This window comes from Thioalkalivibrio sp. ALE22, assembly GCF_000381445.1.
GTDB lineage: Bacteria > Pseudomonadota > Gammaproteobacteria > Ectothiorhodospirales > Ectothiorhodospiraceae > Thioalkalivibrio.
In genome coordinates this window covers 1-16,451 of sequence record NZ_KB906508.1, presented here as the reverse complement: position 1 = coordinate 16,451, position 16,451 = coordinate 1, and the positions used below count along the sequence as shown (strand labels likewise).

16 protein-coding genes, 2 tRNA genes and 1 pseudogene are annotated in these 16,451 nt (G+C 65.0%); 9 read left to right on the top strand and 10 right to left on the bottom strand.

From position 1 onward, the window contains the following. Nucleotides 1-54: 54 nt before the first annotated feature. On the top strand, nucleotides 55-531 hold the full coding sequence (locus F793_RS0110030; protein WP_018866175.1) for a CYTH domain-containing protein: 477 nt from the start codon (nucleotides 55-57) through the stop codon (nucleotides 529-531). Next, complete coding sequence (locus F793_RS0110025) at nucleotides 521-1,162, top strand: uracil-DNA glycosylase (protein WP_018882613.1); 642 nt, start codon at nucleotides 521-523, stop codon at nucleotides 1,160-1,162. The genes F793_RS0110030 and F793_RS0110025 overlap by 11 nt, the downstream gene beginning before the upstream one ends. A gap of 172 nt (nucleotides 1,163-1,334) precedes the next feature. On the opposite strand, the gene F793_RS13800 is transcribed toward F793_RS0110025, so the two are convergent. Then, nucleotides 1,335-1,667, bottom strand: a complete 333-nt coding sequence (locus F793_RS13800) for a type II toxin-antitoxin system PemK/MazF family toxin (protein WP_026279193.1) — start codon at nucleotides 1,665-1,667, stop codon at nucleotides 1,335-1,337. Continuing rightward, entirely contained in the window at nucleotides 1,657-1,857 is a 201-nt protein-coding gene (locus F793_RS0110020) for a DUF2281 domain-containing protein (RefSeq protein ID WP_018882612.1), read from the bottom strand. The genes F793_RS13800 and F793_RS0110020 overlap by 11 nt, the downstream gene beginning before the upstream one ends. Nucleotides 1,858-1,991: 134 nt before the next feature. Between F793_RS0110020 and uvrC the strand changes: the two genes are divergently transcribed. The 7 genes from uvrC to F793_RS0109985 all read left to right on the top strand — a co-directional run bounded on the left by uvrC (nucleotide 1,992) and on the right by F793_RS0109985 (nucleotide 10,354). After that, nucleotides 1,992-3,818 (top strand): excinuclease ABC subunit UvrC, encoded by a 1,827-nt coding sequence (gene uvrC, locus F793_RS0110015; RefSeq protein WP_018866179.1) that lies wholly within the window; start codon nucleotides 1,992-1,994, stop codon nucleotides 3,816-3,818. Between the two features lie 260 nt (nucleotides 3,819-4,078). Beyond that, on the top strand, nucleotides 4,079-4,630 hold the full coding sequence (gene pgsA / locus F793_RS0110010) for a CDP-diacylglycerol--glycerol-3-phosphate 3-phosphatidyltransferase (RefSeq protein WP_018882611.1): 552 nt from the start codon (nucleotides 4,079-4,081) through the stop codon (nucleotides 4,628-4,630). A gap of 141 nt (nucleotides 4,631-4,771) precedes the next feature. Next, nucleotides 4,772-6,121, top strand: coding sequence for a sensor domain-containing diguanylate cyclase (locus F793_RS0110005; protein WP_018882610.1), 1,350 nt, complete (start codon nucleotides 4,772-4,774; stop codon nucleotides 6,119-6,121). Between the two features lie 42 nt (nucleotides 6,122-6,163). Then, nucleotides 6,164-6,239, top strand: a tRNA-Gly gene (locus F793_RS0110000). A gap of 91 nt (nucleotides 6,240-6,330) precedes the next feature. Beyond that, nucleotides 6,331-6,404 (top strand) — tRNA-Cys (locus F793_RS0109995). 165 nt (nucleotides 6,405-6,569) lie between these two features. Further along, entirely contained in the window at nucleotides 6,570-7,664 is a 1,095-nt protein-coding gene (locus F793_RS0109990) for a diguanylate cyclase (protein WP_018882609.1), read from the top strand. A gap of 200 nt (nucleotides 7,665-7,864) precedes the next feature. Further along, on the top strand, nucleotides 7,865-10,354 hold the full coding sequence (locus F793_RS0109985) for an EAL domain-containing protein (RefSeq protein ID WP_018882608.1): 2,490 nt from the start codon (nucleotides 7,865-7,867) through the stop codon (nucleotides 10,352-10,354). A gap of 981 nt (nucleotides 10,355-11,335) precedes the next feature. Here F793_RS0109985 and F793_RS0109980 read toward each other — a convergent pair. The 8 genes and pseudogenes from F793_RS0109980 to F793_RS0109955 form a co-directional block, all read right to left on the bottom strand. Next, nucleotides 11,336-11,662, bottom strand: coding sequence for a CcdB family protein (locus tag F793_RS0109980; protein WP_018882607.1), 327 nt, complete (start codon nucleotides 11,660-11,662; stop codon nucleotides 11,336-11,338). Next, nucleotides 11,662-11,910, bottom strand: coding sequence for a type II toxin-antitoxin system CcdA family antitoxin (locus F793_RS0109975; RefSeq protein ID WP_026280894.1), 249 nt, complete (start codon nucleotides 11,908-11,910; stop codon nucleotides 11,662-11,664). Before F793_RS0109975 ends, F793_RS0109980 begins: the two co-directional genes overlap by 1 nt. A 199-nt stretch (nucleotides 11,911-12,109) precedes the next feature. Continuing rightward, nucleotides 12,110-13,261: a transposase gene (locus F793_RS0109970; RefSeq protein ID WP_018882605.1), complete on the bottom strand. Its 1,152-nt coding sequence runs from the start codon at nucleotides 13,259-13,261 to the stop codon at nucleotides 12,110-12,112. Between the two features lie 230 nt (nucleotides 13,262-13,491). Beyond that, nucleotides 13,492-13,797, bottom strand: coding sequence for a BrnA antitoxin family protein (locus F793_RS13790; protein WP_081619275.1), 306 nt, complete (start codon nucleotides 13,795-13,797; stop codon nucleotides 13,492-13,494). Then, nucleotides 13,775-14,050: pseudogene (locus F793_RS13785) on the bottom strand (BrnT family toxin); the annotation flags it as partial. The pseudogene F793_RS13785 and the gene F793_RS13790, both read right to left, overlap by 23 nt. Nucleotides 14,051-14,459: 409 nt before the next feature. Then, nucleotides 14,460-14,876, bottom strand: a complete 417-nt coding sequence (locus F793_RS0109965) for a pilin (RefSeq protein WP_018882604.1) — start codon at nucleotides 14,874-14,876, stop codon at nucleotides 14,460-14,462. A 377-nt stretch (nucleotides 14,877-15,253) separates the two neighbouring features. Next, entirely contained in the window at nucleotides 15,254-15,676 is a 423-nt protein-coding gene (locus F793_RS0109960) for a putative toxin-antitoxin system toxin component, PIN family (RefSeq protein WP_018882603.1), read from the bottom strand. A gap of 159 nt (nucleotides 15,677-15,835) precedes the next feature. Next, entirely contained in the window at nucleotides 15,836-16,081 is a 246-nt protein-coding gene (locus F793_RS0109955) for a type II toxin-antitoxin system Phd/YefM family antitoxin (protein WP_018867979.1), read from the bottom strand. Nucleotides 16,082-16,451: the final 370 nt, after the last annotated feature.

Here is a 16,451-nt window from a genome sequence, read left to right as displayed (position 1 = left end):
GCAGGCTCCCACAGGATTCATGCGGCGGTTCGCCGCAAGACGGGAGTCGACGACATGGGGCGCGAGATCGAACGCAAGTTCCTGCTGGCCAGTGATGCCTGGCGCGAAGGCGTGGTGCGCTCGCAGTACATGCGCCAGGGCTACCTGTGTGGCAACGATCGCGCCTCCATCCGCGTGCGGGTGGACGAGGAGGGGGCCAACCTCAACATCAAGAGCGCGACCCTCGGCGTGGAGCGCGACGAATACCAGTACGACATCCCGGTGGACGAGGCGCATCGCCTGCTGGATACCCTTGCCGGACCGCAGGTGGAAAAGACCCGGTACTGGGTGGACGTCCAGGGCTGGGAGTACGAGATCGACGTGTTCGAAGGCGCCAACGCCGGGCTGATCGTCGCGGAACTGGAGCTCCCGAGCAGCGATGCCGAGTTCCCGCGTCCCGAGTGGCTGGGCGACGAGGTCTCGCACGACCCGCGCTACTACAATACCGAGCTGGCGCGGAACCCCTACCGCGAGTGGCCGGATGCCTCCTGAACCGGGCGCGATCTTTCGCGCGGACTGCCGCGCCTGTCCGCGCCTGGCGGCCTTCCTCGAGGAGGTTCGCGACAAGCACGCCGACTACCATGCCGCCCCGGTGCCCTCGTTCGGGCCGCTGGATGCGCGGCTGCTGATTGTCGGCCTGGCGCCCGGGATGCATGGCGCCAATGCCACCGGGCGCCCGTTCACCGGCGACTATGCCGGCGTCCTGCTGTACGAGACGCTACACGAGCACGGCTTCGCCAGTGCGCCGGAGAGTACCAGGGCGGACGATGGCCTGGAGCTGATCGACTGCCGCATCACCAACGCGGTCAAATGCCTGCCGCCGCAGAACAAGCCCACCACGGAGGAGATCCGTACCTGCAACGGCTTCCTCGCGGCCGAGATGACGGCCATGCAGCCGCGGGTGATCCTGGCGCTGGGCAAGATCGCGCACGATGCCATCCTCCGGGCCAAGGGCCTGCCGCTGTCCAGCCTGCGCTTTGGCCACGGTGCCGAGCACGAACTGGACGCGAAGACCCGCCTGATCGACTCCTACCACTGCTCGCGCTACAACACGCAGACCCGCCGCCTGACCCCGGCGATGTTCCACGAGCTGTTCGCCCGGATCCGCGGCCACCTCGGTTAGCCTTCCGGCCCGGAAGGTCTGCCCGGTGCCCTCAGGGCCTGTGTCCGGGGTGGCCACCCGGATCGCCACGCGCCTGCGGCGCTCGCGATGACGCTGTGCTTCCCCTGTCATTGCGAGGCCCCGCAGGGTCGGTGGCAATCGGTCAGTTTACGGGCAGGGCCGAGCTCCCCGCCTACGGGCAATGGAAATGGCGGCAGAAATGCGCCCGGATCTCATCAACGGTTTGTGCGTCGAGCTTCGCGTATTGACGAGTGATCAGACGGCTACTAAGCGTGAAGATCTTGTCGTAGCGAACCCAGCTGGTCTTGGGAAGTGAACCCTCCAGCAACATGTTTGGGTTTACTTCTATTGCATGAGTCTGGTTTGGCGACGATGTGACGGCGAGCGCAGCGAAATCGCCGAATCGATCGATCGCGGAAAGGACAAGGACAGGCCGGCGTTTTCGCGTCGTCAGGTCCGAAAAGGGAAAGGGGATGGCAACGATAGCTCCCGGCTCAGCGGTCATCCCAGACCTCGTCCTCGGGGTTGTCCCATATCGATCCGAGAGCAGTTTCCTGGGCCTTCTTGATGTCTTCGCCAAGCGTGTCACTCAGACCGTGCTTGGATTCCAGATAACCAATGAAGTCCAGAACTTCGCGCGAAAGGGGCTCGGGCAGGCGTTTGACCTCTTCATAGATCTGTTCGGCGATATCCATGGCTCGGTCCTCCCGGTACGTCGCCTCGAGTGGCGAAGACTTATAAGTAATGGCATCAAGGATATCCCGAATGGTATCGGCTGCGCACGGGGCTATGCCGGAGGGTGGGGCAGTTCCGGTATCCTGATGCGACCATGAGTACCCCCGAGACCGGATTCGATCACAAGGCCTTTCTGCAGTCGCTGACGCAGTCCCCCGGCGTGTATCAGATGCTGGATGCGTCGGGGGCGGTGCTGTATGTCGGCAAGGCGCGAAACCTGAAGAGCCGGGTGGCCAGCTATTTCCGTGGCAGCGATGACCGCGGCCCGCGCATCCGCTCGATGGTGCGGCAGATCGCGGATATCCGTGTGGCGGTGACGCACACCGAGGCCGAGGCCCTGCTGCTGGAGGCCAACCTGATCAAGCGCCACCGGCCGCGCTATAACGTGCTGCTGCGGGACGACAAGAGCTACCCCTACATCTACGTGTCCAACCAGGAGTATCCCCGGCTCGGGTTCCACCGCGGTGCGCGCAAGAAGGGCGTGCGTTACTTCGGGCCGTACCCCTCGGCCGGGGCGGTGCGCGAGAGTCTGGCGCTGCTGCAGAAGCTGTTCCAGGTGCGCCAGTGCGAGGACAGTGTGTTCGCGCATCGTTCCCGCCCCTGCCTGCAATACCAGATCGGGCGCTGCACCGCCCCCTGTGTCGGCTACATCGAGCCGGAGGACTACGCCCGCGACGTGGAGGCTTCGGTCAAGTTCCTCGAGGGCAAGAGCGAGGCGGTGGTCGCGGAATTGATGGAGCGCATGGAGGCGGCCTCCGCGCGCCTGGATTTCGAGCACGCGGCGCGCCTGCGCGACCAGATCGCGCGGTTGCGCCAGATCTCCGAGCAGCAGTTCGTCTCGGGCGGCGAGGGCGATGCCGACGTATTCGCGCTGGCGCAGGAGGCGGGGGCCTGCGCGGTGGAGATCTTCTTCGTGCGCAATGGCCAGAATCTCGGCAACAGCGAGCTGTTCCCCAACGTGCCCGAGGCCACGGATACGGACGAGATCATGGCCGCGGTGCTGGCGCAGTACTACGCGGAACGCGAGCCTCCGGCGCGCATCCTGCTTTCGCACGAGCCGCAGGGTGCGGAGGCACTGGAGGCCTTTCTGGCGGAACGTCGTGGCGGGAAGGTCGCGCTGGCGTGGTCGCTGCGCGGCGAGCGGGCCCGCTGGCTGGACATGGCGCGGCGCAACGCCGAGCTGGCGCTGAAGACCCGCATCGCCAGCCAGGCCGGGCAGACCGCGCGGCTGGATGCCCTGACCGCCGAGCTGGGGCTGGAGGAGGCACCCCGGCGCATGGAGTGCTTCGATATCTCGCACACCGGGGGCGAGGGCACCGTGGCCTCCTGCGTGGTGTTCGGGCCGGAGGGGCCGATCAAGTCGGACTACCGCCGCTTCAATATCGAGGGGATCGAGCCGGGCGACGACTATGCGGCCATGCATCAGGCGCTCAGCCGGCGTTTCGCGCGGCTGAAGAAGGGCGAGGGCCAGGAACCGGATATCCTGTTCATCGATGGCGGCAAGGGCCAAGTGACGCAGGCGCTGAATGTGCTGGCGGATCTTGGGCTGGACCACATCAAGGTGGTGGGCGTGGCCAAGGGCGAGGAGCGCAAGCCGGGGATGGAAACCCTGATATTGAGCGGGGTAGAGGCGCCCTCTATACTCCCCGCGCATTCCGGCGCGCTGCATCTGATCCAACAGATCCGCGACGAGGCCCATCGGTTTGCGATCACCGGACACCGCGCCCGCCGCGCGAAGGCGCGCAAGGAATCGACCCTGGAGGCCATTCCGGGGCTGGGGCCGAAGCGGCGCAGCGCGCTGCTGAAGCACTTCGGCGGCCTGCGGGGCGTCAGCCGGGCCGGGGTCGAGGAGCTGACCAAGGTGCCGGGGATCCATCGACGCCTCGCGCAGTCGATCTACGACCAGTTTCACGAGAGTTAAGGAAACACTGATTAATGTGCACGCTTGCGTTGGCACCTCAGGTTTTCCGAGTCAAGGCGCGGTGCGCAGCCGGTAGTGGTTCTAGCGGCAAGTGCCGCAACGCAGGATCGGGGAACCTGGGGTGCCAACCCCGAAGGGGCTCCGGCGTTGCGGTTCGCTTGTGCAGAATGACTGCACGGCGGTCACTGCGCATTAAACGCACGCAAAAGCGACTCGCGCGCGAGCGTGCACATTAATCAGTGTTTCCTTAAGCTACTGCCATGTTCCCCCAACTGCCCACCTGGCTGACCTGGTCGCGGATCGTAATGATCCCCTTGCTGGTGGCCGCGTTCTACGGCCTGGCGATGCCGCTGGGCGGCGTCCTGGCCGCCATCATCTTCGCCCTGGCGGGGCTGACCGACTGGCTGGATGGCTATCTGGCCCGGCGCTGGAAGGTGACCAGCCGGTTCGGCGCCTTCCTGGACCCGGTCGCGGACAAGCTGATCGTGGCCGCGGCGCTGGTGCTGGTGGTCGATCACAACCCGGGGCTGGGCCTGGCACTGGCCGCGATCGTGATCATCGGGCGCGAGATCGCGATCTCCGCGCTGCGCGAGTGGATGGCGGAGATCGGCGGCAGCGCCAAGGTGGCGGTGTCCTGGGTGGGCAAGGTGAAGACCACGGCCCAGATGGTCGCGATCTTCCTGCTGCTGTGGGCGGAGCCGATCGCCGGGCTCCCCACCTTCGTGATCGGCGAGTGGTTGCTGTATCTGGCCGCGGCGCTCACGCTGGTCTCGATGATCCAGTACATGCTGGCTGCCGCGCGAAGCAACTGACACGCGGCGCAATCCCTTCTAGTCGGCGTCCCTGACGCCACGCGACAAGCGGCGCCCACCGGGCGACCCGGTGCGTTCCGCCGCGCCGGGGTTTGGCGATACACTGCGATGATCGACCACGTGTCGCCCGCGGGAGCGCCTATGCCCGGCCCCCAGCTAGACCTCGACAACATCCAGACGCTGGAGGCGCTTCAGGGGCTGCTTCCCGGTTTCGTCTACCAGTTGCGCCGGGGGCCGGACGGGCATTTCGCTTACCCCTACGTGGGGGAGGTGGTAGAGCGCTGGTTCGGCGTGAACCGGGAGGCGCTGAAGTCCGACGGGGGGCCGCTGCTCGACTGCATCCATCCGGATGATCGCGAGTGGGTCATGCGGTCGACCATGGAGTCCGCGGAGTACGCGGAGCCCTGGAGCATGGAATTTCGCATGCGGTGTCACGGGGGCGGGGAGATGTGGCTGTCCGCCTACGATACCGTCCGCCGCTTGCATGACGGGACGATCGTCTGGACCGGCTTCGCCACCGATATCACGGAGCGCAAGGAACTGGAGGCCTCGCTGCGCCAGAGCGAGGCCAAGTTCCGCGCCTTCGTGGAGACGGCCAGCGACGTGATCTATTCGCTGCGTCCGGACGGGGTACTGACCTACGTCTCGCCCAACTGGACCGAGAACCTTGGGTACCCGGTGAGCGCCGCGATCGAGCACTCCATCGACGAATACGTAGCGCCGGAGGACCTGCCGGCCTGCTACGCCTTCCTCGACCACATCGCGCGCACCGGCCAGAAGGCCGGTGGCATCGAGTATCGAATCCGCCACCAGGACGGGCATTATCGCTGGCATACCAGCAACCTCTCGCCGGTACTGGACGCCGAGGGTCGGGTTACCGAGTTTCTCGGCATTGCGCGGGATATCACCGAGCGCAAGGCGACCGAGGAGCAGATGCAGCGCCTCGCCCATTACGACCCGCTCACGGACCTGCCGAATCGCACCCTGTTCTATCAGATCCTCGAGCACGAGCTGGCCGGCGCGCGGCGCGAGGGGCAACAGGTGGCCCTGATGTTCGTGGACCTGGACGAGTTCAAGCCGGTTAATGACCGCTATGGCCACGCGGTGGGCGATCTCCTTCTGCGCGAGGTGGCGTGGCGCCTGACGGGCGCGCTACGGGAAAGCGATGTCGCCGCGCGCATCGCCGGCGACGAGTTCGTGGTGATGCTGCCGCGCTTTCAGTCGGCGCAGGAGAGCCGGGCGCAGGCCGCCGCGATCGGCGAGAAGATCCGTGCCGCCCTGGCCGAGCCGTTCGACTGCGACGGCGTCGAGGTGGGGATTTCCTGCAGCATCGGGATTGCGCTGTTTCCGCTGGATGCTGCCGACGGACCGGGCTTGTCGCGGGCGGCAGACGCCGCGATGTATGTCGCGAAGAATGCCGGACGCAACCATGTGGTGGTGTTTGACCGCGCGGTGCATGGCGCCGGGGCGATCGGCTACCGCGGGTATTGACCTGCCGGGAATCTGCGGTAGAATACGCGCCGATAACGAAGAGCGGGAATAGCTCAGCTGGTAGAGCACAACCTTGCCAAGGTTGGGGTCGCGAGTTCGAATCTCGTTTCCCGCTCCAACAGATTCCTGAAACCCCGGTTCCGCCGGGGTTTTCTGTTTCGGCCCGCGCAGATGCCCGTGCGTTCGCGGACCGGAACCCACCCGATACAGGCTGGGTGGCAGAGTGGTTATGCAGCGGACTGCAAATCCGTGTACGCCGGTTCGATTCCGACCCCAGCCTCCATCATTGCAGTACCTGCAAAAGGCCGCCTCCGGGCGGCCTTTTGCGTGGTCGGGATTGTCCCGCGTGATGACACCCGGCATGCTCGGGGCACCCGGGGCGTGCGCGAGGGTCGGCCCGGGAGCCATTCATCAGCGGCGGTCCGTCCGTCCGATCGGGGATCAGGCGATGGACGATCCATCCAGCGGCGGTGCTCATGCCGAAGCGGCACAACTGCAGGGCCGCAAGCGCCTCGTATACTTGGTGGCGCTGGCGGGTGGGGTGGCGATCTTCCTGCTGAGCTGGTCGATCCGCGGCCCTGACGATCCCTTTCTGACCTACCTCTATCCACTATTCGCCGGACTGCTGGCCGGTCTGTGGCTAGCCCTGTGGCGTCGTCCCGGCTGGCTCATGCGGCTGGAACCCTGGATGCTGGGACTGGTCGCCGCGATCGTCCTCGCGCGGCTGGGCTGGCATTTTCATGCCGGGGGATCCCTGGACGACCACCTTCTGGTCCTGGCTGGTGGCCATTACTGGGCGGTGGGGATTGTGATCCTCGCGGCGTTCGTGATGCTGGATCACCGCGCGGGTCTGCGCGCGGGGCTGGCTATCCTGATCGTTGCGTCGCTCATCGCGCTCGCCGGGGTAATCGGGGAGGCCCTGGACGGTACGCTTGCCACCGAGACGGCGGTCTATCTGTTGCGGGTGCACCTGTTCCTCGGTGTGCTGCTGGTGCTGGCCAGTATTGCCACCTCGATGCGTGACACGGTGAAGGATGCCCTGGTCCGGTCCGAGGCCATGGCGCGGGCCGCGCGCACCGACCCCCTGACCGGACTTGCGAATCGCCGGGCCGCGGAGGCCTTTCTGGACCGCCAGGCCGCGGCCGTGGCGCGTTACGGGCATCCCGTCGCGGTGATCGGCATGGATATCGACCACTTCAAGGCCGTGAACGACGCGCATGGTCACGCCTGTGGCGATGCCGTGATCGAGGGTGTGGCGCGTCGACTGGAGGCCAACCTGCGCGAGCCGGACTTCGTCGCCCGCTGGGGCGGGGAGGAGTTCCTGATCGTGGCGCCGGAGACCTCAGCACACGAGGCGCAGCAGCTGGCCGAGCGCTGCCGGGCGGCCCTGGCTTCCGAGCCGATTGCGGGAGTACCGGTCACCGGTTCGTTCGGGATCACGGTATTCCGCGCGGGGGATACGCTGGACGATGTGCTGGGGCGCGCGGACAACCTGATGTACGCGGCCAAGGCAGCCGGCCGGGATCGCGTGCTGGTGGAATAGGCGCGACTCCGGTGCCGGCGCGCAGCAGGATCAAAGCCGTGGCACTATGCTGGAGGCTATACCGCCCAGGGAGTTCGATTAACGTGTCGGACGAGTATGCAATGCCTCCGGGCGCCGGTCTGACTCGATCCCGTAAACCGGCGCAATGTCGTAGGCCATGGACGGCCCTCGTGGGGGCGGCGGCCGCGTGCTTGCTCGCAATGCTGCCGGCCGGGCAGGCGTTCGCCGAGGCGGAACTGCGGGTAGGCGTGTACGACAACGCGCCCAAGGTCAGCGTGGACGCGCAGGGCGAGGCCGGTGGTCTGTTCGTGCACCTGCTGGACTCCATTGCCCGACGCGAACACTGGCAGATCGAGTATATCCCCTGCGAGTGGGCTCAGTGCCTGCTGGATCTGCGCCAGGGCCGGCTGGACCTGATGCCGGACGTGGCCCTGACCGAGATGCGCGACGAGTTTCTCGACTTTCACCAGATCCCGGTCGTGCAGGGCTGGAGCCAGGTGTACGCCTTCCCGCAATCCGGCTTCAGCAGCCTGGAAGCGCTTGGCTCGCGGCGGCTCGCCGTACTGGAAGGCTCCGTGCAGGAAAGCCATCTGCGACAGGAGCAGATGCGCGATCCGGACCTCGAGTACGAACTGGTCACCTTCACCAGCCTGCCGGTGGTCCTCGCGGCGGTTGGGGAAGGCGAGGCTGTCGCGGCGGTCAGCAACAACTTCTACGGTCGCCAGCATGCCAGGGCCTTCGGCCTGGTGGAGACCCCCATCACCTTCGGCCAGGTGGGCCTTTATTACGCGGCCACGCCGGAGCGGCATGGCGAGTCCCTGGCCGTGATCGACGCCTATCTGGAGCAATGGAAGCCCCTGGCGGATTCACCCTACCAGCGGGCCCTTGCCGAGACCCTGCTGGCGGATGATTCGCCCGGGTTGCCGGGCTGGGTCCGCTGGGCGTTGTTTTCCGCGCTGGGCCTGGTGCTGCTCCTGGCGGTCGCGGGACTGCTGTTGCGCTGGCAGGTGCGTCTACGTACCCGGGAGCTGGCGGCCGCCAACCAGCGGCTGGAGCATGTGATCGACAGCGGCCCGACGGTGATCTATCAGCTCTCCTCCTCGGATCTCACTCCACAGTGGGTGAGTCCCAACATTGAGCGTCTGTTCGGGGTTGATCCGGCTGCCGCGCTGCGCCCCGGCTGGTGGGAACAGCAACTGCACCCCGAGGATCGGGTCGGTGCCCTGCAGGAGAATCAGCGGCTGCTGACCGACGGCGAGCTAGTGCGCGAATTCCGGCTGTTTGATGGCTGGGGCAAGCTGCGCCACGTGCGCGACGAGATGCGGCTGGTGCCCGGCGCGAGCGGTCCGGGCGAGCAGGAAATCGTCGGCGCCTGGACCGATCTGACCGACAGCATCGAGCAGAAGGAGCAGCTGCGCCAGATCTCGCACTTCGATACCCGTACCGGGCTGCCGAACCGAACGCTGCTGCAGGATCGCCTCGGGCACACGGTGGAGCGCGCGATGGCCGATGGCGAGGCGCGCTGGGTGGTGCTGCTGGACCTCGACCGCTTCCGCAACGTCAACGAGACCCTGGGGACATCGGCGGGCGATACCGTCTTGCAGGGGATCGCGCAACGCCTGGGCCAGACGCTGACACCCCAGGACACCATCGCGCGCGTCGGCGCGGACGAATTCTGCCTGATCGTGGAGACCCCGGAACACGACGGTCTGGAAGCCTTCATGCAGACCCTGCTGGATACCCTGCGCGCCCCCTTCGAGACCTCGGGGCGCAGCCTGGTTCTCACGGTGAGCGCGGGGGTGGCTTGCTTCCCGGGCGACGGCCAGACCCGGGAGGAGCTGCTGACCGCGGCCGAACTGGCCATGCAGGCGGCGCGGGCCCGTGGCGGTGACGGCTGGTGTGCTTACACCCCGGAGATGGGCGCCCTGACGGAGCACCGACTGTTTCTGGAAAACGACCTGCGCCAGGCCATCGCCAACGAGGAATTCGTGCTCCACTTCCAGCCCCAGTTCGATCTCGCCAGTGGCGAGTGTGTGGGGGTGGAGAGCCTGGTCCGCTGGAACCATCCGCGCCGCGGCATGGTATCCCCCGCGGAGTTCATCCCGCTGGCGGAGGAGACGGGGCTGATCGTATCGATCGACCGCTGGGTGCTGGAAGCGGCCTGTCGCCAGCTCGCCATCTGGGACACGGCGGGCCGACACATCCCCATGATGGCCGTGAACCTCTCGGCCCGCGAGCTCCATGACGAGGCGCTGGTTGCGACCGTGCGCGAGACCCTCGAGCGCCACGGCATCGCCCCGGAGCGTCTCGAGGTTGAACTGACCGAGACCATGATCATGGAGGACCCGGAACGGGCCCTGGCGATCCTGCGCCGCCTGGACAGCCTGGGGGTCCGACTGGCCATGGACGACTTCGGCTCCGGCTACTCCAACCTGGCGCACCTGCGCCGCCTGCCGCTGCATCGCCTGAAGGTCGACCAGTCCCTGGTGCGCGACATAGGCCACTCCCGCCACAACGAATCCATCATCCGCGCCATCATCGCACTGGCCGCCGCCCTGGAACTGGACCTGATCGCCGAAGGCGTGGAGGAAGAACCCCAGCGCAGCTTCCTGCTGCGCGAAGGCTGTGCCACCGGCCAGGGCTACCTCCTCGGCCGACCCGCCCCCGCCGACCAATTGTTCCAGACCTGACGCGCGGACTGCGCATCGAGCCACAGGCTTCACCTGGCCCGCCCGACCGAAGCGGCAACGCCACGCCATGTAGGAGCGGCCTCGGCCGCGAAGCCCCTGCCCGGGTGAGCATCACCCCGACCCTCTGGAGCGACCCACGGCCCACGATCGAGAGTAGCTGGACCCTCGTGGGTGGTTGCCGCGATTTCGGCGAAATAGAAAAATATTCCATCAAAGACTACCGTTCAGAGATCGAAATCGACCGCTCATGGAAATGTTCGCCACGCGGCTGGCAATCCACATCGGTTCTGTTAGCTTGTGCCTCGGGGAAAGGAAGCCCCAAAAGGGTCGTCCAGGAAGGGAATCCGGGGCGGCCCTTTCTCGTTCTACGCCCCGGTAACTCTTGATCCCAATCCTGACATTTCCGTAGTGCTGCAGAACAGGTGAGGTGTCCGCGAGGTTCGTCCGGGTCCGGTGGACGTTCCGGTAATCCTAGCGCTTGTCCCGTACGGTCGCGTTAGAGTCCTGCGTTCGCGAGCGATGGGCGGTCGGAGCCTGCTTGCAGGCGAAGCCCCCGCCCGCGCCGGACCTGCCCAAACTGCCGGGTGCATCAGCGAATCCAGCCTCTGGCAATAAGATGCCCGACCGCGCGCCGGTGCTTGGGGAACCAAAAGTAAACTTCCGCCCAGTGTCCTGCGGTCGAATTGGGCCCAGCAACAAAGGACGCAGCATCAAAGTGCGTGTCCTGAGAGAGCGCACCTTCCCGGGAAGCGTAGCGGTAATGGGCGGACACGAAGTCCGTGTCCCGAAGGAAGGCTACGATCTCCATTCGGGCCGAATTGAGCCAACAATGTGGGTGTCGCGGCGGATGGCTCGCCCTCGACGTACCGTAGGAGCCTGCTCGCAGGCGAAGCCCCCGCCCGCGCCGGACCGGATGAAGGCGTGCAGGGCACACCATCGAATCCAATTTCTCCCGATCTGTCCCCTTTTCTCGCGGAGCGGTCAGATGCCGGTGAGCAGGAAATCGCAAGCGGCGATGATGGCATTTCGCTCGTGGGCCAGCTCGTGGGCCAGGCTGACGACCTCGGCGCCAAGGGAATCGCGGGAAACTCCGGCCAGTTCAGCAGTCGACAGTACGACCGGTTGGCCCTCGATGGTGAAGGTCGGGTTGAGGATGCGGGCTGGGCGACCAAATGCTTCGGCGGAGACGAGCGGCGCGACCACCACCGTGTCCAGTTCGGAGAGCAGGTCGTTCTGAAGGACGAGCAGATAGGGTATCCAGCGCGCAGTTGCTGTGGCCGGGTTGCGATGTACTGCAAACTGCGCCATCAGAAGCGACGCATATGGTCGCCAAAGCTGCCCTGTTTGGCTACGCGCTGGTTGTATTCTTCAAGGGCCTCCCGATTCTCGGTCAACCATGCTTCGCGGCGGGCGTCGCGCACGGCACGCGCCAGCGATTCCTCGAACAGGCCCGAGAGATTGATGCCGAGCTCTCGCGCCTGGGCCAGAAGGTCGGTATTGACGCTGAGGTTGGTGGCCTTGCGCGGTGCGTCTGTGTTGTACGGGGCCTGGTGCACGAAGGCCTCCTGATAATGCCGATAATGGTGCATATAATATGCGCATCAGTGATGCGCATCAAGAAGATATGACTGGCGCCCATCGAGGATGGCATGACCAAGGGCGACAAATTTGCAGTCGCAGAAAACTCTCCTGATCTTGATGGGGCAGAGCGTCTGCGAATCCCGGTTGTTGGCATCTGTATGGCGGTCGACGGTGTCAGGCAGCGCGAGTGGGGAAGAGCTTGCGGGCGGCCCCGATGCCTCGCAGATAGCGGGTCTGGCGCGCGTCGCACCGGGCCGTGATGCGACCCGGTGTCCCCACCACGCTGCCAAATTGCCGCAGCAAGCGGCTGGAGGTGAGGATGAACTGGTCGGGGTCGATTCCCAGACGTACCAGCAAGGGTGGGGTTTTGCCATCAATGAAGCCGCGCTTGTCTTCGCGGATCACGCGGCCGGTTGCCTCCACGAGCTGCAGGTAGTCCTCGAGCCCAAAGGGCACCGCCGGTTCCGTCCGGCCAGTGGCGTCGAATGGCATTAGCGGGGCACCCGGCAGACGATTCAGGGCCCACTCGGGGTTCAGGGATTCTGCATCCTGTGGATCCGCACGCCACTGATGCCCGACCGCCCTGGCGATTCGGTACGAGCGTCTCATGCACTCTTTCGTTGAATCGGCTGCATCGATCCTCGGTGACCCGCAGGGTTGCGGGTCGTCGTCCATGGCCGGCCTGAGGAGCAGGTTGGTCCTTTCGGCAACCGATGTGTAATCCGAATGCTCGGGTGTATCCGCGATCCCGGCCCGGATGGGGTTGAGGTCAACGTAGGCCATGGCGGTCAGTACAGCTTGTTCGTCGAGGAGCGCCTGGCTCTTGAAGCGTCCTTCCCAGAAGCGCCCTGTCACCCCGTCTTCGGCGTTGGCTTGCCGTGCGATCGACTCGTTCAGCACGCGCATGAACCACGAAAGATCAGCCAGACGCGAGCGATATGTCTCCGCCCAACCGTCCACGAGCTCGATTTCCGCTTGACCGAGCCGTTCCGCATCCGCCAGATACCGCTGCACCAGGGTCGGTCCGGCAAAGAGTTGAGTCCATCGACTCAGGGCTTCGTCCCGCCCCAGGCCCTGGACCCGCGTGTCGTCCACCCGGACGACGATGTGAAAGTGGTTGCTCATCACCGCGTAGGCCGCGATGTCGATGGCGAATACCGAAGCGAGTTGCTTGATGCGGTCGGCGATCCAGCCTCGCCGGTGTTCGAAGGAGCGGCCGGTGTGCGCATCGTGGCCGCACAGAAAGGCGCGCCGCACGCAGCGCGAGACCACGTGGTACCAGGGCGTATCGTCCAGAGAGACGAGGGTCGAGCGGGGTTCGGTCATGATGAACTCCTTCCGTGGAGTAGGCCTGCCGGAACGCATGTCCGTTGCGCTCCTGCCGATAGCATAGCCATTGTCCTGAAGGTTTTCAGGAGCACGGCAAGCAAACTGGGTGTGCCTGCGGTTCCGGTATGCCCTCGCAGGGACCGGCCGAGGAAGTTGGGCGGCCGAGGAAAGTGGGTGTCCCACCAGGCCCGTTCCAGAAGGCCCGGCCCCTGCCGCAGAGCCGAGCACTAACGATTATTAGAAGTCGGGCTATGGTCCTTGAGCCAGTCTTTCAAAGCCGAGTCCATTCGCGTCTGCCAACCCTTTCCGGTGGCGCGGAATGCTTCCACGACGTCTGGCGACAGACGGATCGTGATGCGCTCTTTAGTCACAGGCAGAGGTGGGCGACCGACGCGTCGCAGGGCTTTCGTCTCGTCTTCGGAAGGCTCCCGGGTCTCTGAATCGGCATCGATTCCGGCCTGAATGGACGATTCCTCGTCGGAGTCGTTCAAGACGACCCGACGACCGCTGCGTAGCGTTAGTGATTTCGACATAACGCGCAATCTCCCGGTTGTTGGCTTTGCGCAGGCTGATGATTCTCCGCACGGACGATCGACCGGTGAATACGACGCAATACAAGCGGTTGCCCATCAATGCATATCCGAGCATTCGGCACTCGCCGTAGCTCCTCCGACGGTCTTCCATGGCCAGGAGCGTATCCCATTCGAGGCTCAGGGCATCGCCAAGTGAGACCCCGTGTTTCGCGAGGTTCGCAGCGTCCTTGTCTGCGTCAAACTCGATCTCCATTGACTTATTGTATGTACAAGAATCGGTGCGCGCAATCGCGAGAGCCGGATCCACTCGGAAGGGAACGGAATTCGTGTCTCCTGGCGGTCGGTCCTGGACACGCCACGGCGGCGACCCAGGTGGATCCTGGTCGATTGGGGGGTGAGGGAGTGCGGGATGTAGCAGCGGAGTCTGAGCCAGGCGGCTTCGGCGAATCGGGCTTATGACAACAAAGTGGGTGTCCCAGAGGATTCTATCGAGCTTATGACAAAGTGGGTGTCCCAAACGACCAAGTGGGTGTCCCAGGGGGTGCCCCAGCCAAATCGGGCTTATGACAAAGTGGGTGTCCCAGAGGATGCCCCAAAGAAAAAGCCCCGACGCAAGGCCGGGGCTTCAGAACTAATCGGCTGTCCTTTGCCTATTCACTTGTTTAGTTGCGGCAATTGGACGGAACGTACTGGTGAACGGACGAATCGGACGTGCAATCCCAAGCGATCCCGCCATCGGTAGCGTCTGGGGTAAAGGTGACAGCTACGTCCCCTCGGCTCGTGGTAGTGGTCGCTGTAACTGCTCCATTATCGTCATCGCAGGCCAGCGTGGTATCCCCTGCCCCGTCGGTGTTTACGCCGGCGCAATAGTCAATGTCGTCCGGATCAGTCGCGGACACGATGTTTTCCGACACGGTGGCGCGGGCACCTCCGGCGAGGTTGATGCCCTCGGACACTTGCGCACGTGCGGTGTAATCCTGATAAGCCGGCAACGCAATCGCCGCCAAAATCCCAATAATCGCCACCACGATCATCAGTTCGATAAGCGTAAAGCCCTGTTGGGCGGTCTTCTTCTGCATGGTCGTACTCCCTTGATGTGATGAAAGCTGGGCCGGAGGCCCGGCCACCCCGTGGGCAGCTGTCTGAGTAGAAGCAATGGGTGTGCCAGGAACATGAGAACCCGGATAAACAGCGCTGTGTGGCCATTCGGTTTGGGCTCTGGGTCACGACATACGGCGGTTCAGATGTGTCACGTGACAAAAATGGTCACCCCAAGTGACGCGGGTGGTCAGTTTCTTTGGGGGTTTTGTCACTGGAGGGGACCCCGGCTCTTCGCAGCGCGGTGGCCGGGGGTGCGACGGGGTGGATTACGCGCTGGCGGGGGCTTCGCCGCCAAGGCGGCTCCTACAGCGTGGGCAACGCTCTGCCCGACAAGAGGATTTGGTGCGGGTGCGGTTCAGCGCTGGGTGAGGAGATCGGCGGGGCGGAGGATGCGGATGCCGTGGAAGGGATCGAGCTCGAGCAGGTCGCCGTCTCCGGTAACGATGGCATGGGCCTCGCCGTGGACGGCGACTTCGAGGAACTTGTCGTCTTTCGGGTCACGACAGGCCGTGATCGGGGTGGTGATCGTAACGAACCGTGCAATGCCACCCAGCAGGCGGATGAACTGCTGTCGCTCCGCCTGGCTGATGTAGGGATCGAATTTGGGGCGCGAGAGAACCTGGACGAGCTCGTCGAGGGTGGCCTCCGAGACCAGGAGGATGCCGCGGTCGAGTGCGTGGTCAACGGCCTTAGCAGCCGGGCCGGATGGAACCAGGAGGCGACTGACGAGCAGGTTGGTGTCCAGCACCCAGCGGCCCTGCCGGTCGGATTCAGTCATCGGCCAGGAGCCTGTCGGACTTGGGCGATCGTCGCGAGCGTGTGGGGAGAGCGAGTCCGTTTTGCCGGTCTCTCGAGGCGCATAGTGTGGCTATGTAACGAGAGAGAGCGGCAAAAGGGGCCGCTCTCCCGCACGCGCAGCAGATCAGTCCCAAGTCCGTCAGGCTCCTAGGAGTTGGTCGAGCTTTTCCTGGGTCAGGCCGGCTGCTTCGGCCTTGCCGCCGATCTGGTCGCAGAACCGGCGGAACTCATTCACGTTCAGGTGGACCAGGCGCTCGTATTCTTCGGGCGAAAGGACCACGGCCACATCGCGTTTCTGGCGCTGGATGATGACGGGCTCCTTGCGCGCGGATTCGATGACGGCTGCCAGGCCCTGCTTGGCTTCGCTTGCGCTGACGGTACGCATGTCGGTTCCCTTCTGTCTATTAGGTACAGATTGTACAAAATAGCTAGGGGTAGCGCTATCGCCGGTGGTATCGGGTTCAGGCGGTCGGCTCGTAGTAGTGTGCTGAGTTATGTGCAGAAGCTGGCAGGAGGTGAGCGGCCATGGTATTCGGGTTGGTTAGCGACCACCGGAACCCCTCAAGGAGGGCGAGACCATGACCACTCACAAGAGGCAGGCTACTGCGGATCGCACGTCACTGCGAGCGCTTTTGGGGACAGACGAGGAACTGATGCGCACGCTGGTGCGCGAGGCGGTCCAGCAGGTTCTGGAAGCCGAGATGAGCGACCAGCTCCAGGCGGCACCGGGCGAGCGCACCGAGGGCCGCCTGGGC